At 42.0% G+C, this 21,166-nt stretch carries 17 protein-coding genes, 1 tRNA gene and 1 CRISPR repeat array; of the genes, 5 read left to right on the plus strand and 13 right to left on the minus strand.

Annotation, left to right across the window (positions count from 1 at the left end; translation table 11 throughout):
- Positions 1 to 331: 331 nt before the first annotated feature.
- Together AC5JM2_RS28550 and sbcD are read right to left on the minus strand one after the other, a co-directional pair.
- Positions 332 to 2,167 carry an APC family permease gene (locus AC5JM2_RS28550; RefSeq protein ID WP_495838338.1) on the minus strand — a complete coding sequence of 612 codons (1,836 nt, stop codon included), beginning with the start codon at positions 2,165 to 2,167 and terminating at the stop codon, positions 332 to 334.
- Positions 2,168 to 2,339: 172 nt separating this feature from the next.
- Entirely contained in the window at positions 2,340 to 3,593 is a 1,254-nt protein-coding gene (sbcD, locus tag AC5JM2_RS28555) for an exonuclease subunit SbcD (RefSeq protein ID WP_495838340.1), read from the minus strand.
- Between the two features lie 271 nt (positions 3,594 to 3,864).
- Between sbcD and AC5JM2_RS28560 the strand changes: the two genes are divergently transcribed.
- Together AC5JM2_RS28560 and AC5JM2_RS28565 are read left to right on the plus strand one after the other, a co-directional pair.
- Entirely contained in the window at positions 3,865 to 4,701 is an 837-nt protein-coding gene (locus AC5JM2_RS28560; RefSeq protein WP_495838342.1) for a HEAT repeat domain-containing protein, read from the plus strand.
- A gap of 237 nt (positions 4,702 to 4,938) precedes the next feature.
- Positions 4,939 to 5,628: a PEP-CTERM sorting domain-containing protein gene (locus tag AC5JM2_RS28565; RefSeq protein ID WP_495838344.1), complete on the plus strand. Its 690-nt coding sequence runs from the start codon at positions 4,939 to 4,941 to the stop codon at positions 5,626 to 5,628.
- A 312-nt stretch (positions 5,629 to 5,940) separates the two neighbouring features.
- On the opposite strand, the gene cysH is transcribed toward AC5JM2_RS28565, so the two are convergent.
- Entirely contained in the window at positions 5,941 to 6,666 is a 726-nt protein-coding gene (cysH, locus tag AC5JM2_RS28570) for a phosphoadenosine phosphosulfate reductase (RefSeq protein ID WP_495838346.1), read from the minus strand.
- Between the two features lie 637 nt (positions 6,667 to 7,303).
- On the opposite strand from cysH, the gene AC5JM2_RS28575 reads away from it, so the two are divergent.
- The 3 genes from AC5JM2_RS28575 to AC5JM2_RS28585 all read left to right on the plus strand — a co-directional run bounded on the left by AC5JM2_RS28575 (position 7,304) and on the right by AC5JM2_RS28585 (position 9,363).
- On the plus strand, positions 7,304 to 8,437 hold the full coding sequence (locus tag AC5JM2_RS28575; RefSeq protein ID WP_495838348.1) for an A/G-specific adenine glycosylase: 1,134 nt from the start codon (positions 7,304 to 7,306) through the stop codon (positions 8,435 to 8,437).
- A 434-nt stretch (positions 8,438 to 8,871) separates the two neighbouring features.
- Entirely contained in the window at positions 8,872 to 9,237 is a 366-nt protein-coding gene (locus AC5JM2_RS28580) for a DUF1818 family protein (RefSeq protein ID WP_495838350.1), read from the plus strand.
- A 52-nt stretch (positions 9,238 to 9,289) separates the two neighbouring features.
- Positions 9,290 to 9,363, plus strand: a tRNA-Pro gene (locus tag AC5JM2_RS28585).
- 260 nt (positions 9,364 to 9,623) lie between these two features.
- Positions 9,624 to 10,038: direct repeats of the CRISPR family, unit length 37 nt; unit sequence CTTTCAACCCACCCCTAGCCGGAATGGTTGTTGAAAC.
- Between the two features lie 577 nt (positions 10,039 to 10,615).
- On the opposite strand, the gene cas12k is transcribed toward AC5JM2_RS28585, so the two are convergent.
- From cas12k to AC5JM2_RS28635, 10 genes are all read right to left on the minus strand, one after another.
- A complete protein-coding gene (gene cas12k, locus AC5JM2_RS28590; RefSeq protein ID WP_495838352.1) occupies positions 10,616 to 12,538 on the minus strand; it encodes a type V CRISPR-associated protein Cas12k in 1,923 nt (640 codons plus the stop codon).
- Positions 12,539 to 12,860: 322 nt separating this feature from the next.
- Complete coding sequence (locus tag AC5JM2_RS28595) at positions 12,861 to 14,030, minus strand: ATP-binding protein (RefSeq protein ID WP_495838354.1); 1,170 nt, start codon at positions 14,028 to 14,030, stop codon at positions 12,861 to 12,863.
- The gene (locus tag AC5JM2_RS28600) at positions 14,030 to 14,626 is read right to left on the minus strand and encodes a hypothetical protein (protein WP_495838356.1); all 597 of its coding nucleotides are present in this window, start codon (positions 14,624 to 14,626) and stop codon (positions 14,030 to 14,032) included. Before AC5JM2_RS28600 ends, AC5JM2_RS28595 begins: the two co-directional genes overlap by 1 nt.
- 2 nt (positions 14,627 to 14,628) lie before the next feature.
- On the minus strand, positions 14,629 to 15,744 hold the full coding sequence (locus AC5JM2_RS28605) for a hypothetical protein (RefSeq protein ID WP_495838358.1): 1,116 nt from the start codon (positions 15,742 to 15,744) through the stop codon (positions 14,629 to 14,631).
- A gap of 137 nt (positions 15,745 to 15,881) precedes the next feature.
- Positions 15,882 to 16,208 carry a helix-turn-helix domain-containing protein gene (locus AC5JM2_RS28610; RefSeq protein ID WP_495838360.1) on the minus strand — a complete coding sequence of 109 codons (327 nt, stop codon included), beginning with the start codon at positions 16,206 to 16,208 and terminating at the stop codon, positions 15,882 to 15,884.
- Entirely contained in the window at positions 16,205 to 18,892 is a 2,688-nt protein-coding gene (locus tag AC5JM2_RS28615; protein ID WP_495838362.1) for a type I restriction endonuclease subunit R, read from the minus strand. The genes AC5JM2_RS28610 and AC5JM2_RS28615 overlap by 4 nt, the downstream gene beginning before the upstream one ends.
- A gap of 74 nt (positions 18,893 to 18,966) precedes the next feature.
- Entirely contained in the window at positions 18,967 to 19,182 is a 216-nt protein-coding gene (locus tag AC5JM2_RS28620) for a hypothetical protein (RefSeq protein ID WP_495838363.1), read from the minus strand.
- Between the two features lie 212 nt (positions 19,183 to 19,394).
- Positions 19,395 to 20,687: a restriction endonuclease subunit S gene (locus AC5JM2_RS28625; protein ID WP_495838365.1), complete on the minus strand. Its 1,293-nt coding sequence runs from the start codon at positions 20,685 to 20,687 to the stop codon at positions 19,395 to 19,397.
- Positions 20,677 to 20,949, minus strand: coding sequence for a hypothetical protein (locus tag AC5JM2_RS28630; protein ID WP_495838367.1), 273 nt, complete (start codon positions 20,947 to 20,949; stop codon positions 20,677 to 20,679). The genes AC5JM2_RS28625 and AC5JM2_RS28630 overlap by 11 nt, the downstream gene beginning before the upstream one ends.
- Positions 20,939 to 21,163, minus strand: a complete 225-nt coding sequence (locus tag AC5JM2_RS28635) for a type II toxin-antitoxin system MqsA family antitoxin (protein WP_495838369.1) — start codon at positions 21,161 to 21,163, stop codon at positions 20,939 to 20,941. Before AC5JM2_RS28635 ends, AC5JM2_RS28630 begins: the two co-directional genes overlap by 11 nt.
- Positions 21,164 to 21,166: the final 3 nt, after the last annotated feature.

Consider the following 21,166-nt stretch of genomic DNA (forward strand, 5'->3'; position numbering starts at 1 on the left):
TCTGGTGGGTTGGGCTTATGATTTAGGACTGCTATATTACCAAAGAAGAAGCAGTACCAGAATTAGCAAAAGTTCTAGTTCTGATCCCAAAACTTTTTCCGTTGTCATTAATTCTGGTGACGTCAAAAAAGTCAAAGGTACTGAAAAATAAGGCTTTTAGCGTATGCTTTCACAATGAAAGAAAAATGGATAAAGTCGAGCTAAGGACTAATGACTCGCGATTCGCAGCGGGACAAAGTCCAATCCCACGGCTTTCGATAAAAACGTTCAAGTGCCGCGCCGTAGGCGGCGATCTGGATGTTTTTGTAGCCGTGGGATGAGTTACCAAGTATTACAAGTAATACCTCACAGTTGTGATAACTCGACTCTTTTGAGCACGTAAAGCATTTTTCAAAAACAAAGTTGTTTGGTTGTGCAAAATACTTTCCCACCAATTACGAGTCACAAAAGCAGGAATAATTACCGTTGTGTAAGTGTCGTGATAACGCTCTTCAAACTCACCAACAAATTCGACAATAGGAGATATCACAGAACGGTAAGGTGATTCGATAATGACCAAAGGAATGTCTGCCTCCAATTGTCGCCATTCTTCTTGCAGTTTATCTCCCCCTGCAGAACCAAGATCTACGTGAATTGCAACAATTTCATCAGCAATCGTGCGTGCGTAGTCCAAAGCCTCTACTGTTCCTCGATTCAGGTGTCCTACCACAACGACTGCAGGGTGAGTGACAACTTCTGGTTTTGGTCTGGGAATATAACCTCTAGGGGGTAATCCCTGAATACTGAGACGTTCTGTTACGTATTGATAGTGGCGGCGAATAGCTAAAAATATGCTAACAAGCACAGGAATTGCTACTACTACTAACCAAGCTCCCCCTAAAAACTTTGTTGATATGATCACCCCTAGAACCACAGCTGTAGCAATGGCTCCCAAACCATTCATCAAAGCACTAGGACGCCAGCCTGGTGTGCGTTCACCGAACCAATGGCGTACCATCCCAGCTTGAGATAAAGTAAAGGAAGTAAATACGCCTACTGCATACAGGGGAATAATAGCATTGACATTTCCTTTAAAGATGATGACCAAGATAGCCGCGCAGACACTGAGGAGAATGATGCCATTGGAGTAGACTAGGCGATCGCCCAACAGTGACAATTGTCGCGGTAAAAATCCATCTCGTGCCAAAAAGTAACAAAGTCTGGGAAAATCTGCATAACTGGTATTTGCAGCTAACAGTAAGACTAACAGGGTGACAACTTGGACAAAAAAGTAAACTGGTCCGTTACCTAAAATTTGCCTACCCAACTGAGAAACCACTGTTTGTCCCTCTTCCGGAACAAGATGATATACGTTCGATAGGTAGGTAATTCCCACGAACATAAGCCCCAGAATACCCCCCAAGTAGAATAGTGTGAGGCGAGCGTTTTTCCACTCTGGTTCCTTAAAAGCCAAAACCCCATCGGATATTGCTTCAACTCCCGTCAGCGCTGTACATCCAGCAGAAAAAGCTCTCAAAATGAAAAACAAACTGAGTCCTTCTTTGACAGGTATGTTGGGATATTGCGTCGGTACTCGCCCAGTCGCTTGTTGAAATAACCCAAGGCCAATCAACACAAAAATACTGACAATAAAGGCATAAGTAGGAATCATAAATATCTTACCTGATTCCTTTACACCTCGAAGATTTGCCAGCGTTAATAGGAAAATAAAAATCAAGCAAAGGCTAACTGTGAAGGGTTGCAGGGCTGGAAATGCGGAAGTCAGGGCTGCTGTACCCGCAGATATACTGACAGTGACTGTCAAAATATAGTCAATCATCAGCGAACCTCCTGCCACCAGTCCTGGGTAGATACCAAGGTTTTCTCTGGCAACAATGTAAGAGCCACCGCCATTGGGATAAGCTCGAATGGTTTGTCGATAAGAAAGCACAACTATTGCTAGTAGAACCATAATTGCTATAGCAATAGGCAGAGACAAACCAAGAGCATTACTCCCCGCTGCGACTAAAACCAGCAGAATCTCTTCTGTAGCGTAAGCGACCGAAGAGAGAGCATCCGATGAAAGCACTGCTAGAGCAGCAGCATTACTCAATCGCTCTTCAGCGTGAGCACTTGTTGGTAACGTTTTACCAAGTAAAAATTGTTTAATCTGTGGATAGAGGGACATAGAAAGTCCACCTGGCTACTATATTTTTTATCATCACTCTGTGAGAAGAAAAATTAACCACAAAGTTCAGAGTATTGCAATTTTCCCAGATTAATCAGCAATTAACCTTAAATTTTGCAGTTGAGGTAGCTAAACATTTATACTTAGAAAAAATTAGTTAATCTAAATACTTTTATTCCTGAGTAGCTGATCCGAGCAAAACTTCCATATCATCTGCTAGCAAGTTGTGCGCTGCTTCCAGCATTGATGCGGCTATGTCCTTGAGGTCTTCGCGGTTGTCCAAGTAAGTTCTTAGCGCTTCTATCGGGTCGATGCTATTACTCGCGCTTAATTCTGGAACACGGGGTCGAGCTAACTGACTAACCAATTCTGGTTGAATGGTGTAGGTATGCGCAGGAGTTAAAGCAGTATGCAGCGAGGCGCTATCAATTAAATCTAATTGCTCAGAGCGAAGTTTGTAAATGAGCCGCACAACAGCATCTTGGATATCACGCTTCGCTAAAGCTTTCATGATCGCCGCCTGCGGATCTTCAGTTTTAGAAACATCTACCTCAATTGTATGGAAAGTTCGCACTGGTAAAGGACAAAATTCCCACTGAACACGACCTTTCTCCAGTTCTACCATAACGTAGCCTTTGTCCTCTTTCTCTTCGCTGAAGTCCACCCGCTCAATACTCCCTGGATAAATCACGGGAGGGTTATTAGATTTATTCAGGTTTTGATGGCGATGAACGTGTCCTAAGCCTACGTAATCAAAGCAAGGTCGCGTCAGTAAAGATAAGGGAAGTGTAAAGCCTTTACCAACTGCCAGAAAACGCTCAGCTCCCAAATTTGCATTATCCATCATCAAATGACCCAAAAGAACAGTTGGCACATTGGGGTCAAGGCGGCGAGTTTCTCCTTCTAGAACAACCCGCAGACGTTCAGTCAGCAGTTGGTTGACTTCCGCCAAAGAAAAACCTTCTGTTTCCTGGCGAGTCATTAGTGTGGAACGGGTGAGCCAAGGAAGGGTGATAATCTGCACGCTTCCATTGCGGGTTTGGATGCGATGAGTGGTTAAGGTATCACCAACAACAACTCCCGGAACTCCTAAAGCACGGTAAATACATAGACTGGCTCCACCCTGTCCTTGGGTGTGTTGGTCGTGGTTTCCTACCAACAGGACTGTAGGGATATTTGCATCGACAAGGCGGCGAAACTGACCAGCAAACGCTTCTTGTACATACGGCGGCGGTGTCGCATCGGGGAAAGCATCACCGCCAAATAAAACCAAATCTACTGGTTCTGCCAACGCTCGGTCAATACATCGAGATAGAGTATTGACAAAATCCTCTAAGCGTGTATTCAATCCTGTTTCAGGATGAATTCGTCCGTGGGAGAATCCGCTTCCCATGTGGATATCGGATAGGTGGAGGATTTTAATCATAGTTGTCCTTTGTTATGGTGATTTGTCTAATATTTTATTATTGAAAAATGACGACCAATCTGCCTATCAAATTAGAACGCTTACCCAACAGTTTACCTTTATGCCGATAAGTATTGGTGATATATACAGGAATAAAATCTGGTATAGGAATCCGGTTTGATTTGGTGAACTAACTCGTCAGGACAGGGAACGCTTAACGCTTAACGCTTAACAGGGAAGAAGCAATAAAGGTGTACGGAGTTTTTTTTCAAAAATCAAATAGGAGTCCTATATGAGCGCAAATAATAATTATTTTGAAAGCTTAAGAAATGACCTAAGAAGTACAAAAGAGTTAGTCAAATTAGCACTAACTGAAGAAGAGAATGAGAGTTATTGGGATTTAGTGTGGATTTTGCGATCGCGTGGTAGCTATGAGGAATTTGAAGCCGCATCACAATTGTGTGAAAGTCAAAATCCAGAGGAAAGAGGTTTAGGAGTTGATATATTAGGATATTTAGGAATACCAGAAAGAAGTTTCCCAAAAGAATGCGGTGAAATTCTTTTAAATTTATGTCAGAGTGAAGAAAACCCAAATGTTCTTTCTTCTATTGGATATGCTTTCGGACATTTAGGAGATTCGAGAGGTGTTGTACCATTAGTCAAGTTAAAAAGCCATCCTAGTAAGGATGTTCGGCTTGGCATTGTTCATGGCTTGAGTTGCCAACAAGACAACTTGGCAATTCAGGCACTGATTGATTTATCTTGTGATGAGGATGAAGATATCAGGAATTGGGCAACTTTTGGTTTGGGTTCTCTAATAGAAACTAACACGCAAGCCATTCGAGATGCTTTATTTCAACGTGTGATTCTGGAGATAGGGGAAGAAGACACCATCGCTGAAATTCGTGGAGAAGCATTGTTGGGTTTAGCGATTAGAAAAGATGAGCGAGTCATTAATCCATTAATAGCAGAACTCTCCTGTGGCTGCGTGGGCAGATTACCTGTTGAAGCAGCAAAAGAAATAGAAGATGCAACACTTTATCCAGTTTTGATTGAGTTACAAGAATGGTGGGATATGGATAGTAAGTTATTGGAAGAGGCGATAACTAGCTGTCAACCCAAACATTGACTAGCAAAGGCTTCTTGTACGTAGGGAGATCAGGACTCAGCGTCAAGCCTATGAATAACGTCACGCTAGTCCCTAAGAGGGACGCTGCGCAAACGCTATCGGCTGATCGCAGAACTTTTCGGTCTACTGACTTTACAGCATTGACAATTAACTGTATTGTTATCGGTGGATCTTTTCAAAAGCATTAACGAAATATAATTCCAGCACACTGTAATTTCAAGGAAACTATTAAAATAAATGAAAAGTATTTTTGTCCAAGTGGTAGCGCAAGTAGCGACTGGTTTGACACTGTGTGCGGTTACCACCATTGCTTCTACTGATCTAGCGAAAGCTGCTGATTTTAGATTTAGCTGGAAGGGTAATGCTGGTTATTCGGCTTCTGGCTCGTTTAGCTACGATGAAACTACTGCCCCAGAAGTAATTTCTGAAAGTGGCGCGGGACCGACAAACGCCTTGCAGTCATTATCTCTTTCTGTTTTCAATCCCAATTCAGAGTTAATTGTCACTAACAACGAGGTTGTTAATAGTGTATCCAGGAATCAGTTTTTAGCGTTTAACTTTGACACGAAGACGCGCAATTTCTTCGGTGCTTTTGATTTTGGTACTGGTAGTGGTGCAGGTGATGGTTTTCTCAGCAATGTTGAGCTTCCTGACGGTAGCTTCATCTTTGGAGGAGGATCCACTTATTATCTTTACCAGAATATTGCAGGAGATTATCCTCAATTACTAGATGCAAGTACGAATGCAGTTCAGGTAACTGCGGTTCCTGAGCCGATAACTGTTTGGGGAACACTAGTAGCTGGGATTTTGGGTGTAGCACTTCACACCAACAAAGCAGTTTTTAGATTGAAGTTCCCTAAACCGAAAGATGAGGATAAAGGATTTGGCGGACTTAACACGCTATGCAAAGCTGTACCAGAAGATTGACTCGACATTGGAGAGCGTCGGTGAGAGTGGGGTTTACAAGCTACAAAAGTGCAGTAGCCTAGACGCAAAGCGGCTTGTCGTAGACATCGCTCTATTCAATCATGCAACGACCTTTACCACCAATTGATGCAGCAACACAAACTGAATTAGCAGCTTTGGAACAGCTTTTTAACCAAAATACTCGCTAAACTTGCGGACAAATTGTTTTATCTAACCGCACTAGGCGCAGAGTAAGCAGAGGAAAACAAACGGCGAGGAGGAAGAGTTAGGGGAAATTCTTCTTTTCCCCCATCACCTCATCTTCCCATCTTGTTAAATATGGATTCCACACTCAGTCTTACCAGTTCCCCGCCAACGTCCAGCGCGTTCATCTTCGCCTTCGCCTACTTTGGTTGTGATGGGTTCATCGCCAATACTGGGATAACCTTGGTCGTGCAGGGGATTGTAGATGACGCCGTGTTCAGCGACATATTCCCAGCTTTGTTTGCGTGTCCAGTTAGCTAAAGGATTGATTTTTAAACGGTTGTTGCTGTCAAGTTCAAATACGGGCATATTAGCACGGGTGACAGCTTGATCGCGACGACGTCCGGTAATCCAAGCGACGGTATTGAGTTCCGCTATACCTCGTTGCAATGGTTCGATTTTCGTGACTTCGTGGAATTTCGCAATATCTGTATCCCAAAGTGCTTCACCATATTTTGCTGCAAAGGCTTCGCGAGTGTCTACATCTGGGGTTTTGTAAACTTTCAAGTCTAAATTGTAAAGTTCTTTGATTTTAGCAACCAGTTCTAGAGTTTGGGGGAAGTGGTACAGCGTGTCGAGGAATATCACTGGGACTGGGTGTTTGAGATCAACGTAGAGGATATGCGTAATGATGATGTCATCTACGTTAAAGGCGCTGGTTTGCACTAGTCCAGTTGAAATATTTTCTGCAGACCACGCCAGTATATCTCTCGGATGAGCGGTTTCAAATTTCTGATTGAGTTGGTCTAGGTCAAAAGCAGGGGTTTCGGGTCTAGTTGCTGGTGAAACAGTCATAAATTCTTCTCCAGTCCAATGAGTTTTTTTGCTTAGTTAAATTTAATTTTACACCACAAAGGCACATACATCGGTCGGAATTAAGTACACACCATGTTCGGTAACCTTTACCAAGAGGGAGTGGGGAGAACTGGAGAACTGGGGAGGTGAGATGTGTAACAGGTTATTTACAAGAATCTACATAAAAATCTACATTTTAGACAGTTTTGCAGAAGTCTTTATCTTGAGTTAATAGGACTTACGCAGAAGAGATCCCCCAACCCCCTTAAAAAGGGGGCTTTTAAGAGTCCCCCCCTTTTTAAGGGGGGCTAGGGGGGATCGAGGTTTTGGGTTTTCAGTGCTTAAGTCCTGGTTAAGTAACAACTACTATGTTTGTTAACCTAAGTTAAGCATTTTTAAGTTTTACAATATATCTATATATATATATGGCAGAACTGATATTCTAAATGAAATCTTTAAAATTAGGGAAATATACACATGAACGGTTCCAAAACTCCAAACCAACTGAACCAGTCTTTAGTTATGGGAGCTTTGGTCATGCTCACCAGCGCTGGTGTCATCACTCTCATGAATCTTTTCTAAAACAATAACTCTCATTTTTAGAAAATAACTTTACAAAACCCATTTCAATTATGAGATGGGTTTTGACATTGGTAGGATTTATTTTGGACTGAACAAAGGTTGGACAGTGAATCAATGTGCCCAGAAACTCCTTGCGTGGTACGATCGCCATTGCAGACCATTGCCTTGGCGTCAGAAAATCAACATCTATCACACCTGGATATGTGAGGTGATGAGTCAACAAACAACTCTGGCTGTGGTTGTGCCAAAGTTCTCAGAATTTGTTAAGCACCTTCCTACTGTTTATGATCTTGCCAGTTGTGATGAAGAGATATTGCGTCAACTTTGGTCAGGATTAGGCTATTATGCTCGTGCCCGTAACTTAAACAAAGGTGCAAAGTTTATTGTTGAGGAGTTGGAAGGTCGTTTTCCACAATCATACTATGAGTGGTTGAAAATTCCTGGCTGTGGATCTTACACGGCGTCTGTGATTGCAAGTATTTGCTTCAATGAAAAAGTTGCCTGTGTTGATGGTAATGTTGTGCGAGTTGTGAGTCGTTTGCTTGGTTTATCTGAGGATGTGTGGAGTTCTTCTGGAAAATCAGCAATTCAAACTCATGTAGATCAGATGATTCCTGAGGAACGTCCTGGTGACTTTAACCAAGCAATAATGGAGTTAGGAGCTACTGTTTGTCGTAAATCGAAACCTCTGTGTCTTTTGTGTCCAATACAGAAAGAGTGTTTGGCTTTTGCACGCAATTGTGTTGAAATTTGTCCTCCCAAAAAACCACGGCGTGATACGGTGGATGTGGAGTTGTTTGCTTTGGTCTTTTGGAGGAAGGCGACAGATACAGTGGCGATAGTCCACAGAACAAAAGGATTTCTCTCCAACACTGTCGGGTTTCCATTAATCTCTGCAACTGAAGCTTCAGAAGTCAAGCAGGTTCTTCAATCTCTGCAACATCTTCAATTTTTGGAACTGTCTAGCAAATTTTCACACAATATCACCCATCATCGTATTTCAGGAAAAGTTCTCGTCGTGCAAGAACTGGAAAACCCAAGCATCACTACAGAGAGTGTTCTTTGGAGGGAACTTGGTTTGTCACAATCTTTTGACTGGGTTCCAACAAGTGTTGTTGCTTCAAAACTTTCCACAACATTCGACAACAAAGTTTTGAAGCTTTTTGCGAACTATAGGAATCCGGTTTGATTTGTGAGAATTGAACCGCACCAGAACGCAGAGGAGCCAGCTGCTAACAGGGGGTTTCCCGACTTGTAGCACAAGCGCGTGACGCAGAGGAAGGAAATTAGAGAATCTCACAACTGATCAAAGGCTAATAGATCAAGTCCGTTAAAACTGAGATCTTGCACCCTCCGGGTTCGCCAGTCGCTCATGGGGGAAACCCCCAAGACCGCGCTGGCTCACCATTCTCAATAATCAGGAGGCTCCGCCTCCCAACCCTCGTTCCCAGGCTCAGCCTGGGAACGAGATGTCGAGGCTCTGCCTCGTTGTTGATACTGCTGCAAGATCTGAGTTCAGCGCGTTGGTGTTCTTGTTGTGCAATTTCCGCACCAGTGGGTAACAGTTCTGCTATGTTTTAAGAAAAATTTCTTAGAACGAACAGTTCAACTCAAAACTTTTTTATGGAACGTGTTCTCAAAAGTGGACTTGGTTGGCGTATCGGCTGGAACCCAGCAGCGCCAGAGTTCAAAGGTTTAGTGGGTACAGATGATTGGGCGATCGAGTTAACTGAAGCTGAATTGAATGATTTTTGTCGGCTACTAACGCAACTAGCAGACACCATTCGGCAAATTGCAACTGAATTAATGGATGAGGAAAAGATTAGCTGTGAAGCTGAAAGCGATTTATTATGGATGGAAGTGGAAGGTTATCCTTATGCCTATAGTCTGCGTTTTATCGTGAAAACAGGGCGTTGTGCAGAAGGTAAATGGGATGATTCCGCTGTTGCTGGTTTGTTGAAAGCCTCCGAGATGCTCAAAGTTTTTTAAATCTAGACCTTGATATTTGTGGTTTTTGATGTTATGGTTGGAAAGTTGACTGCGGGGCGTAGCGCAGCTTGGTAGCGCGCCACTTTGGGGTAGTGGAGGTCGTGGGTTCGAATCCCGCCGCTCCGATTGATAGATGTCGAATAACACATTATTTGTCGTCGTTAACAGATTAATGTCGTTATTAACATATTATCTGTCGTCTTAACAAATTAATGTCGTCGGGTCACTCCTGACAGCCGTTAACAAATTAATGTCACTGACTGAGTTCAGAGTGAGGCATGTGGTTTTGAACCACATGCCTCATTTTAATTTACCTATGAAAATTTTGTAAAACTCCAAAGTGGCGCGCCTTTCAACCCTCCAAAAACTTTGAAACTAAATGAGATTCTACAACCCACCCCTAGCCGGAATGGTTGTTGAAACCTTGAGAAGCTGCTTCGTTCTGGCTCTTAACATTGGTTGTCTTTCAACCCACCCCTAGCCGGAATGGTTGTTGAAACTGTCTTCTTTGTACAATAGCTTGTAATGCAAGTGATGCTTTCAACCCACCCCTAGCCGGAATGGTTGTTGAAACTTTCGAGTCATTGCAGGGCGCTGGCTTTGCGACTAATGGCACATCTTTCAACCCACCCCTAGCCGGAATGGTTGTTGAAACACCTCAAAACTATTGCGGAAGCCTCCAAGCAACGCACTTTCAACCCACCCCTAGCCGGAATGGTTGTTGAAACCATCCCCTATGGCGTAAGCAACATCAGCTTTGTAAGCTTTCAACCCACCCCTAGCCGGAATGGTTGTTGAAACCCCTTCCGTCTAGCTCCCTTGCAAATAAAGCTTTTCAGATACAAATTTGGCATACCCCTTAAAAAGCTTCTTTCATCTCAAATCAAAAAACTAAATAGATTGACATACTAGTCTTTGAAATTAAGACATTACAAGGGTTTTCAGATTTTGGCGGGAGTCCAGGGATTTTGCCCCCGCTTCGACACGCCAAAAAAATATTTGAGAGGGTTCCCCCGACGAAGGGGGTGATTCAGTAACCGCCACTGAGGTAATCCCCACCGTTATAAAACGGCTCAAGCTTTACAGCTTTACTCTTTATTGCTGGGAGCGCACCTGTCCCTATTTGATATATCTTGTATAAAAGTTTTTTCTTGTCGGTGAAAACATCAAAAACTTAGTTATCCAAGATGGCAAAAGGGCATATCCTGCCTAGTCAAGCCAGACAGCAGCATCAAGAGCGAGCAGCTACCAGGGTCAGAAAGCAAAACGGTTTTCCAACCGTCAAACTAACCCAGATTTATCACAGTACATTGGCTCAAAGAGCATGAACTGCGGCGCTATTTATTTCATATTAAGTTTTCCAGGTTCAGTATTTTGTTTAGATTGATGAAGCTATCCGACATTGATAGGCAAACAAAGCTAAATCCCGCGCTTGTTCCTGTGGACTACCTCTAATTGATTGTTGTCCAGTTTCTATTAAAATCCCGACTTTTGCGGCTTGGCTTTGGATGTTCTCAATTAATTGACCGTAACTCCAGTTATGAACTTGTTTGCGATACTCTTTTGCATACTTTTGTTGACCTTCCTTAAAACCAGGAATTTTTTTCTCGGCTCTTGCTTGAACTTCGCTGTGAATTATTTCCCGCATATCACCAAGTTTTGGCAAGACAATGCTTCCAGCAGAATACATGAGTGCGATCGCAATAATTTCTTTGGCTAACAGTCTGTCTAAATATAGCCCTAACTCCGATTCTCCAAAATCGTTTGGTGCAAATACTTTTTGAGCTTTGTGGCGTTCGTGAGAAAGGCGCTGCTTTTGTTGTCGCTGGCGGTTCAGCAGGTGATAGTTGTCACCCAGTAATTGCTTGACGCTACGATAGGCAAGAACTTTGTTATTGGCTGCATCAAATACAGCAACGTTTGCAGGGTTTTTTAAGCCAAGGCTAACGCCAACAAGGATATGAGATTTACCTTCATATAAAGGTTTGTTGGGACGAGGAAAAGGGGTGTTAATTCTAGCAAGTGTCGATTGTTGACGGGTGACAAAGGCTTGCTGGTTTGAATTGAGTTCACCTTTTTCTTTTGCTTTTATTAAGTTTTGCTCAACATCTGCGATTTTTTCGATGGCTACTTGTTGAGTTCCTTCAACAGTCCACATACGAGTATCAACTGAGCAAAAAAGAATTAAACGATTTACATGCCACGGTTCTCCTTTCTCTTCTTGCTTTAACCAAGAAAGCCGCCCCAAACGCAGAGTAAATAAACTGCTGGAATGCTTGTTCTTGCTCTTGCGTTTAGTTTCTTGGTCTTCTACAAAGCGTTGAAACCAATGAAGGTGTCTTTGGTCGCAATAGACTTCAAATTTCAGCTTCCCCAAACCGCTGAAGCTAACGAAAATCCGATCTTGATCATTGACTTCCCAGTGCATATCTTCGTTAGTTTCATAAGTGACTGGAAAGGGAACAGAACTCGATTTCCTTAAAAGGCTTGCTTGCCAAGATTTTGCTTCATTTTCATCTTGTGGAACACTATTAACAGCTTTCTCCAGTGTCTCTAACCACTTTTCTTTTGTTAAATCCCGTCCTTTAGGTACTCGGCTTTTTAGTTGGTCTTTCAACCGTTCAATTTCTATTTCTTTTTTGCGTCTCAGCTTTACATATTTATCGGGGTCTTCTTCAAGGAAGCTCAGGTGACAATTATTTTTTATTAGGTAAACTAAGGCACACTTAGTCAATACATCTTCTGATTTGCGGTAAGTTTCAAATAAGACACCGGACTTAATAGAGAAAGAGCTACCAGCATTATTCTCTTTGGTTTTCTTACTTTTCTTTGCCTTAGATTTTTGAATTGTGTCACTATTGTGAGGTGCAGTAAAAAAACACAGTAACTGAGTCGCTTTTGTGCGAATTATTTCTAAACTCGAATTACTTTCTTGTTCAAGTTCCGCATCGCTTTTGAGCATTTCCAGCCATCGTTCTTTCCCTTCTATTTTGCGTTGTCGCCGTTTTTGCAAAGCTAACCAAGACTTATATATGTATGCCACCAAAGTTGTTGCCGAGGTATAAAAACGACCTGGTTGACCTGCAAAAGATTCTTGAGTTTTAAGGGAGTCGCATAATTCCTTTATAGCGGTTTTGGGAATTTTACTATCTTCCAGCCACGCCTCAAAGTCAGAATGTTTTGCCAGCCGTTCCAATAATTCATTAACCAACGGGGTATTTTTCTCTGCCATAAGTTCCCAAAGATGGCGGAGGGTGGATTCATCGGCAACCAGACGGCATTGAATCGTGATAACGCTCATATTTCAGTTTTGGGGCTTGATAAAAGTTTGTCCTCCAGCTTTTCTCTGGTCTTGAGGCTGACATTTGTGTAGAAATAGCCTACCTTAATTATTAGCGCAATGACGCAATAGCGCAAAACCTTTTTAACGCAAATTAATTTTTTCCAATTAAATGTAAAAAACACACACTTTTTATAGGTACATATGAATGATTTTTGTCAGTGTTGCCTTTATGTAAGCAAGGAATGGGCGCAAACCTCTGACGCAGATTTTTCCTCTTGTATTTAGTAGTTAAAGGACAAGGATGCAGGCGTTCGCTTAATAGCCGAATGGCACTAAATTGTTATTCTTTAGTTAACAGCGCTTTAGATGGATGCATTTTACCTTGCACGATTGAATTAGAACCAAACAGACTCATCAAACTCTCTCCTGGCTTGAGTCCCGTCACCATGCTTAGAAGTTCCTGCGACGCACCCGGTAAAGCATTTTTAGCTTCATCAACTTGTTTATGAGTCATAATTATGCGGGAGTTGATGTTGATAGTAATACTGTCTGGTAAGGCACTAAACTTTTGCAAACCAAACCAAAATGCGATGTTTAAACTGCGCCCCTTCCGCATATTAGCATCAAGCATATCCTCACAAGCTTCGCGCAACTGTTTGGAACCGCTAAATATATCCTGTGCTTCGTCAATTACATATACAATCGGCGGCAAATCAGCATTAGAAGCTTTGGCTTTGTAAACTCGGTCAAGTAAAAAAGATAAGAATAACCCGTAATCTCGACCTTGGCTTTGTCCGACTCGGATAATGTTGATAGTTTTTTCTTCAATTAATCCCGACACATTAATTTCTGGTGCTAACGCTTGTTTAGGAATTGATAAACCTGGTAGTTGGGCATTATTATAAGTTAATATTCTATCCATCCAAGGCATTGTGCGAGCTTGAAGCTTACGGAGCATAGAACTCATACTTTTGTCAGTAATGCTACCCCCGCCCAGCACATTAGACATTTGTTCTTTAGTTAGTTGACGAATCCATTTAACTGCATCAGCTAAAGTCCATGTATATTTTTGGCGTTCTTCTTGGTCATCTTTATAGGCACTCAGCAACAAAGTCATATTTTCCTGTTGTAATTCTTCACCTCTTTTATAAAAAAGAGCAGAAGCAAGTTGATAAGGATCGAAACTACTGGCATATACATTGATTAATGTTTCATTTTTATTAGCTTTACCAGATTTATCGTCAGATAGTGAAAAATAGCAAAGTTTACAATCAAAGCCTTGGGGCTGCCAATTGATGTCGCTAAATAAATTCTTCTCATCATTGGGTTTGTCTAAGTTTTGGTAGTCTGGTTTGTGGTCAAATAAAAATACACAGTAACCCATGTTGATAGCAGCCCGGACAATGTTACTGTTAACATTACTTTTCCCGCTACCAGTTGCACCAGCGACAACACCATGATGACGTAAAACTCGGTTATCCAGACAAATAGGTAATCTACCTTGTTGCATTAGATAATCACTCCTATTTCCAAGTCAGGATTAAGAACAGGTAGAAAGAGATTATCAATAATTTCTTCAGATGTTGCTAATCTTGCCGGACTGTTCCAGTTAGGTCTGGTTCGAGGAGATAATAGCACTCCATCCAGAATGCAAGTAATAATCTTAGCTCGAAACAAATGAACACATTCGCCAAGAGTCGAAGGTGTAGGCATACCTCTTAAATATCTATCTTGAGTGACAATGCGAGTCGGGTTTTCTCTGCTTAATCCCAATAAAGGTAAGTTGATATTTGCTGCTTCAATTCTTGCAAAGTATCGGCATTGCGGATAATCCCAGACATCGGTGATAATTACAAAATCTAGTGCCTGAACACGTTGGTAGTTTGGACTATTAGGAAAACCTAATAACTCTACATAAGTAGGGTCAGCACCATAGCTATCAGCCCAAGTAACTAATGGTGCAATTGGAGTAAAAGTTGCTGCTTGGGGAGTTGGAGATTCTTGGATATTATGAGATTGTTGGTCGTTATCAGGCTGATTATCCTTAGTAGATAGCTGGTGGTTATCTAACTGTTTTGCATGGAAATTATCGGTAGTATCGCTCATAATCACCTCAGCAAACGCTCGTTCATTTCATCCCATGTTTGTCCGGGATAAGTTTCAGCTAGTTTTCCATAAAGATACTGTTCAGCCTCACCAGGTCTAAATTTACCTCTGACATCAGAATCAACTTTGTCTAACATATAAGGGATTTCATGTCCAGCAACGCCATTACAATCTTGAAAGAGCATCGCAATAGCTTTTGGTATTTCACTAAAAAGACATTCAAAACCAAATACTTTTTTACCTGGTTTGTAAATACCACGCACGTAATATTGAGCTACATCATCAAGAAAACTAATAATATCAGGATCTTCACTCCAGTCTTCTAAACGCTCTGTTACTAAATTTTTCAGATCAGTTATCAAAAAAACTTCATTATCTTCTAAAGCTCGACTAAACCATCTGAGAGTTTGTTGGCTAGTACGAATATCTTTAATCACTCCAACACAGAACTTACCCGTGTTGTGTAAATCTCGCATGATTTGACGACCGTGTTGTTGGGTGACAAGATTTTGAGTAATAATCGGACCATCTATATAAATGATTTGCTCATGAGTGTTAATTGCCGCAACTCGTTCTCTATACTCCCTCCATGTATGCGACCAAGATTTTTCCTGTGTTAAAACTTTTGTTTGCTCTATTGCTGCTTTGATTTCTTGAAATGTTGGGATTCCTGGGGGTGGTTCGACAAATTTTGCAACAGTTCTAGTTGCAGTCAATTTAGTATTAGTGTTTCCGGCTGAGTTAAAAACACCAACGCCAACAGCAAATACTTGAGTGAGAACAAATTTAGTGTGAGGGAAAATGATTGTCCCATCAATAGCTGCGATATTTCCTTTTTTATGGTTTTCCCAAAACCATTGAGCTTCTAAATTTTCCCAATCTTGCTGCTGAAAAAGCGCTGGTGATACTACCGGTTCACCGGGTTTTGGTTGGTTTTTCTCCATTATTTGACGCAAGCCAGGAATCCAAGGATTAATTGTCTGCGTGGCTTTAATTAACTCTGGAACCAAACCTCCCATGTCTGGATACCAATAGGTTTCAGTGATATCAAGCTCATTTGTTATAATTTGCGAAAAAGTAACGGTGTTCAGAGTTTGCGGATTGTGATTTTCAATCATAGGATTTTTGCTTTGAACTTTCTCATATTTGCCAGCATGAGACTAATAGCCACCCTAGTTAAGAGTGGCTAGCAAAGAAATATCATCCTGATATTGATTTTTTGGCGAACTTATGCAGGTATATACCCGGAGTTGACCTAACTATCGTCTGTTTCAGATTCCTGCCCAGCTTGATTTGAAGGACACAGCTTATGAAAGAGTTCAGAAGGAATTTCTTCAAAATGCTCTAATAAGAAGTCCATCACAGCAAGATGACGCAAGTCGGCTGGTAGAGGACGACGATAAAGGCGACCTTTAATGAACCAGCATCGGACAGTGGAAAGGGAGCGGCAGCAAATCTGGGCAAGCTCTTGATAGTTTACCTGCCATTTGGAGTAAAACTGTTTGGGGGTGATTCCCAGTTGGCAGTTACTGTAGAGTTGAATTAAATCTTGCTCTCGTTGAGTTAGAGGACGAGGGTTCATAAGTGTACCTCCTCGCTCAATGGCTCTAAATCCTGTTCCCAGGCGATGTCGGCAGATATCGAGGCTGCGCTGGGGCTATGTTTGCTTAACCAAATTAGGTAGCACCACGTCCAGTGGCAAAGATGGGGAGCAAAGCTGTAGAACCTTCCAATGACAATGCCCCAGTCGGGTTCACTCTCATAGTTTAGCCAACGCACCTTATCGCCATACAAGAAGCGAGGTGTCTTCGCACTGTCAAGGAAGTTGGCTGGTAAGTCAATAGATGGCGGTCTTAATTTTACTGGAGGTATGTCCCGGTTCCCTTTGCCCATAGCATCGAGATCACTGGAACTGCACAAAGCAAAAGCTTTGGCTAATTCGTTGACAGCTTGGATAAACTGCTGTTGTCCATCTTCGAGTGCGAGAATATGATCCATTGCGGCGGTGATGATGGAGACACGCTGGCTTGCAGTACCTGTAAAGAATAGCGAATAGTCGAAACCGTCTACCAGTGCTATGACGTTTTCGTACTTTGCTAGCATGAGAGCGATCGCTTGTGCTTGAGGAATGCCTGTTTGACCTTGACTGTCAGCAGTATAATCTCTCAGGGCTGCTCTGAGTTGGTCAGCAATGCCTAAGTAGTCCACAACTAAACCGCCTGGTTTGTCTTTGAAGACGCGGTTAACTCTGGCTATAGCTTGCATTAAACCATGACCACGCATTGGTTTATCTATGTAGATACTGTGCAAACATGGCGCATCAAATCCTGTTAGCCACATATCCCGGACAATTACCAATTTCATTGGATCATGTTCATTTTTAAACCGCTTTGCTAGTGCTTTACGTCTGGATTTATTGCGGATATGGGGTTGAAATTCTAGAGGATCTGCTGCTGAACCTGTCATTACAACTTTCAGGTTTCCTTTGTCGTCGTCGAGATCATGCCAATCAGGGCGAATTTTGATAATTGCATCGTACAAATCTACACAAATTTGACGACTCATGCAGACAATCATTGCCTTCCCGTCGATAATTTCTTGGCGACGTTCAAAATGTTCTACAATGTCTTTAGCAACTAGGGCAATGCGTTTTTCTGCACCTACCAAAGCTGCTAATTTTGCCCATTTGGTTTTTAACTGTTCTCTGGTTGACTGTTCCTCACCTTCGGTGACTTCTTCAAATTCTGGGTCAATATGAGGACGTTCTGATTCTGATAGTTCAAGTCTTGCCATGCGTCCTTCATAGTAAATGCGGACTGTGGCTTCATCTTCAACTGCTCTTTGAATATCGTAAATATCAATATATTCACCAAATATTGCTGGTGTATTAATATCAGTTGACTCTATGGGAGTTCCTGTAAAGCCAATAAATGAGGCGTTAGGTAAAGCATCTCTTAAATGTTTTGCAAAGCCATAAGCAATATAGGTGTTGCTTTCATCTTGAGTTGTGACTACACGCGCTTCTAAACCATATTGGCTACGGTGTGCTTCATCAGCAATCACAACGATGTTGCGACGGGGAGAAAGTTCGGGGTATTGTTGCCTTGGTTCTGGTGCGAATTTCTGAATTGTGGTAAAGACAACTCCACCAGATGAAACTTGCAAAAGTTCTGTTAAATGTTCTCTATCTTGAGCTTGGACTGGGTTCTGGCGCAGCAAATCAGAACAGTAAGCAAAGGTATTAAATAATTGGTCGTCTAAATTGTTACGATCTGTGAGAATTACCAGAGTGGGGTTTGCCATTTCTGGATTCTGGATGATTTTTCCGGCATAGAATGCCATTGTTAAACTCTTACCGCTACCTTGAGTGTGCCACACCACACCCACACGTTTATCACCTACGGGTGATGTGGCTATCACAGTATTTTCAATAGCTTTATTGACTGCATGGAATTGGTGGTATACTGCCATTTTTTTGGTAATGTCGCTACCGTCTACTTCAAAAACAATGAAGTGTTTTAGTAAGTCGAGAAAGCGGTGTTTTTCAAAGATGCCTTTAATTAAAACTTCCAGTTCTGCGGTTTTTTTAGGCGCGATTTCTTCGCCATCAATTGTGCGCCAAGGCATGAACCTTTCCCAGTCGGCGGTGAGGGTTCCGACTCTGGCTTCTGTGCCGTCGGAAACTACTAATATTTCGTTGTAGGGAAATAAACTAGGGATATCTTGTTTATAGGTTTGGAGTTGGTTAAATGCGCCTTTAATTGTGGCGTTTTCGGTGGCTGGATTTTTGAGTTCAATTACAGCTAAAGGTAAGCCGTTGATGAAGACTACAACATCAGGACGGCGTTCTTTTTTATTTTCAATAACAGTAAATTGATTAACTACTAGCCAGTCGTTATTGTCTGGGTTGGTAAAGTCGATGATTTTAACTTGGTCGTAGACAATTCTTTCTGGGGTTTGGTATTCAACATTTACGCCATCTGTTAGCAATTTGTGGAAGCGGCGATTGTTTTCAAATAAATTGGGGGTTTCGCTGCGGGTAAGTTTGCGAATGGCTTCTTCTATCGCTTCGGCGGGAATTTGGGGATTAATTCTTTCTAGGGCAGAACGCAGACGGTTAATGAGGACAACATCAGCGTAATCTTGGCGTTCCGCGTTGGGTTCATCGGGGGCTATTTCCGAGGCGTTGAGGGTGGTGTAGTTTAATTCTTCAAACCATTCTAGGGTAGCGGCTTCTACATCGCCTTCGGTTAATTTTCCTGACACCGTTATGAGTCCTTTGATACTTGCTGTTGGTATCTATTTTGGCATAAGAAACCTAACCCCCCTGCCCCCCTTCCCTAAACCTCACGAATTCTAGATAAATAATCTCCTAAATTTTTTGTGCTTGGTAGCAAGATTTCAAATTCTCCTTTTTCTGCTGCTTGCTTGTGCCAGATTGTGGCATTATCAAGAAAAGGTCGGTCTTCTTGCCAACCGTGAGATTGCAAATACTCTCTCAGTTGTTGTGGTTCTATATTTTTGATAATTTCCGCATCTTGCAGTGTAACTTTCATGGTTGTACTCCTTGAGCGATACCTTGCATAATTGACTGGAGAGCAGCGACTGTAAATTGATTATTTCTTGGCGCTGTCGTCGTCTACGGCTGGTTTGTAGAGAGAATAACCTGCAACACTGGTGATGGCTTGGAGATATGCGTTGCTAAATTGTTCTTTCTGTTGGTTGATGTCCACTAAGAATTGAATTTAGTTTTTATGCAATTTTGAGTTTACATTGCCTTTGCTGCTATTTTCTCCGCTTCTTTGACGCGGATTTCGCCTGATAGGAGTTTGGGTAGTAGGGTGTCGCGGATAGATACGAGGACTTCTGACTGTAAACCATTTGCTTGTCGTTTTTTAAAGAACTGACTCACTATTGTGTCAAAACGTTTGAGTAAATCTAGAGGTGGAATCAATAGCTCATGTTGCTGGCTAAATACTGTATAGGCAAAGTTTTTTATTCCTGTTGTTCCATTTTCGTACTGCAAAAAAGTATCTGACACATAGAGCCAACGCAGCCAAAGATAAACAAAAGTAGGTGTTATATTCTTTTTGAGGCGAACTATTCTACAAAAATTAGAACAAACTAAAGGGCAAGGAAGCCTTTCAATTAATTCTGTAGTAATTAGCACAGGTCGTCCAGTTGATTGTGTTGGGCTTCCTCCTGAAATTTCAATTACAATGTCACCTGGTAATAAGCTTCGCTTTTTAATACTTGAAGGTTTTAAATAGCGTATTGGCATCTTTCCTAAAGCAGCATCTTGGAGTTCAGGAATATCAGCCCCACGAATGCAATATGCAGCTTCATCAGCATCTTCGTTAGAAGTATCTTTGCCCCAGTCACCTCCAAGAACAAACTCGGTGACATCATCAAGTGTCCCCACTGTCCACCCCTTCGGAATCATCCCCAACGCTGACTCCTCAAACTCATCAGGGAAAAGTTCAGCAGTTGCAGCATCCATCCCTGCTGGTTGTCGTCCTTCCATCTTGGCGCGAACGGGGTCAAAGTCCACAAACCAGGATTTGAAGATTGCCCGTGCGATCGCTTCCAGCGTTTGGTTCATCTCCCGGTTTAGTTCGATTTTGTCATCGAGAGAGGAGAGGATTTGGGCGATCGCTTTTTGTTCGGGGAGGGGTGGAATTGTAATAGAAACAGGATAAATATAGTTGCGATTGAGTGAAGATTGGGCACTTCCAGAGTTATATGGTTCAAAGTCAAAAGCTTTGAAAAAATAGTAAACAAAGAGTTCATCGTTTTGATTAAAATCAGTTACGTATAAAACTGTGTTAAGTGGCCAGTAATCTACAGGTGAATAATTCACAACTCCAAAAGAACCTACGCCACTTCTACCTATAGTTACGCCTGGGCCTTTTGTTTTTGCTTCATTATGATAACCAGTAATTCCAAAAGATCCCATCACTGGGGCTGTTCCTGGTTTTCTCTCATACTCAGGCAAATCATGTCCTCTTTGTAGAGTAACAAAATCCTCAATTGTTATATGTCGCCAGCTATCAGGCACCATATCCCAACTCCTGCAAATTTTTTAGAATGGCAGCTTCTAACCTGGCACTTTCAGTAAACTGCTGCTCTAACTTCTTCGTCAAATGCAACATCTTCTCCTCAAAAGCCTGATCATCATCCTCGACTTCCTCCGCCCCCACATATCGCCCCAGGGTGAGAACATAACCATCATTCAAATAAGAAATCTCTGCCACAGGTTGTGGCAGATTTATCATCAATAATTTGTCCAGCAGACTTCTGCACAAATCAAAACTAGGCTGCATATCTAATAATCTCAACCTCCGCCCCATTGTTAACAGCAACTTCTGCCCTTTCTAGCACTTGCTCAGTAATCGCATCACTTAAATAATATTCCTCGCAATTATCACAAACTTCTGCTGGAACTTTTTTAATAACCACAATACATTCATCTCTTTCTAAAGTCACAGTTACTAAACCGGGTTTAGTTTCTTCATGCTTGCAAATTACGCACTTCATAGT

The organism is Brasilonema angustatum, assembly GCF_059505445.1.

Excerpts from the sequence above, each read along its gene's own strand:
- AC5JM2_RS28625 (WP_495838365.1), bottom strand. The coding sequence starts at position 20,687 with ATGGTGCCTGATAGCTGGCGACATATAACAATTGAGGATTTTGTTACT.
- cysH (WP_495838346.1), bottom strand. The coding sequence starts at position 6,666 with ATGACTGTTTCACCAGCAACTAGACCCGAAACCCCTGCTTTTGACCTA.
- sbcD (WP_495838340.1), bottom strand. The coding sequence starts at position 3,593 with ATGATTAAAATCCTCCACCTATCCGATATCCACATGGGAAGCGGATTC.
- AC5JM2_RS28580 (WP_495838350.1), top strand. The coding sequence starts at position 8,872 with ATGGAACGTGTTCTCAAAAGTGGACTTGGTTGGCGTATCGGCTGGAAC.
- cas12k (WP_495838352.1), bottom strand. The coding sequence starts at position 12,538 with ATGAGCGTTATCACGATTCAATGCCGTCTGGTTGCCGATGAATCCACC.
- AC5JM2_RS28600 (WP_495838356.1), bottom strand. The coding sequence starts at position 14,626 with ATGAGCGATACTACCGATAATTTCCATGCAAAACAGTTAGATAACCAC.
- AC5JM2_RS28605 (WP_495838358.1), bottom strand. The coding sequence starts at position 15,744 with ATGATTGAAAATCACAATCCGCAAACTCTGAACACCGTTACTTTTTCG.
- AC5JM2_RS28630 (WP_495838367.1), bottom strand. The coding sequence starts at position 20,949 with ATGCAGCCTAGTTTTGATTTGTGCAGAAGTCTGCTGGACAAATTATTG.
- AC5JM2_RS28620 (WP_495838363.1), bottom strand. The coding sequence starts at position 19,182 with ATGAAAGTTACACTGCAAGATGCGGAAATTATCAAAAATATAGAACCA.
- AC5JM2_RS28560 (WP_495838342.1), top strand. The coding sequence starts at position 3,865 with ATGAGCGCAAATAATAATTATTTTGAAAGCTTAAGAAATGACCTAAGA.
- AC5JM2_RS28550 (WP_495838338.1), bottom strand. The coding sequence starts at position 2,167 with ATGTCCCTCTATCCACAGATTAAACAATTTTTACTTGGTAAAACGTTA.
- AC5JM2_RS28575 (WP_495838348.1), top strand. The coding sequence starts at position 7,304 with ATGGGTTTTGACATTGGTAGGATTTATTTTGGACTGAACAAAGGTTGG.
- AC5JM2_RS28610 (WP_495838360.1), bottom strand. The coding sequence starts at position 16,208 with ATGAACCCTCGTCCTCTAACTCAACGAGAGCAAGATTTAATTCAACTC.
- AC5JM2_RS28635 (WP_495838369.1), bottom strand. The coding sequence starts at position 21,163 with ATGAAGTGCGTAATTTGCAAGCATGAAGAAACTAAACCCGGTTTAGTA.
- AC5JM2_RS28565 (WP_495838344.1), top strand. The coding sequence starts at position 4,939 with ATGAAAAGTATTTTTGTCCAAGTGGTAGCGCAAGTAGCGACTGGTTTG.
- AC5JM2_RS28595 (WP_495838354.1), bottom strand. The coding sequence starts at position 14,030 with ATGCAACAAGGTAGATTACCTATTTGTCTGGATAACCGAGTTTTACGT.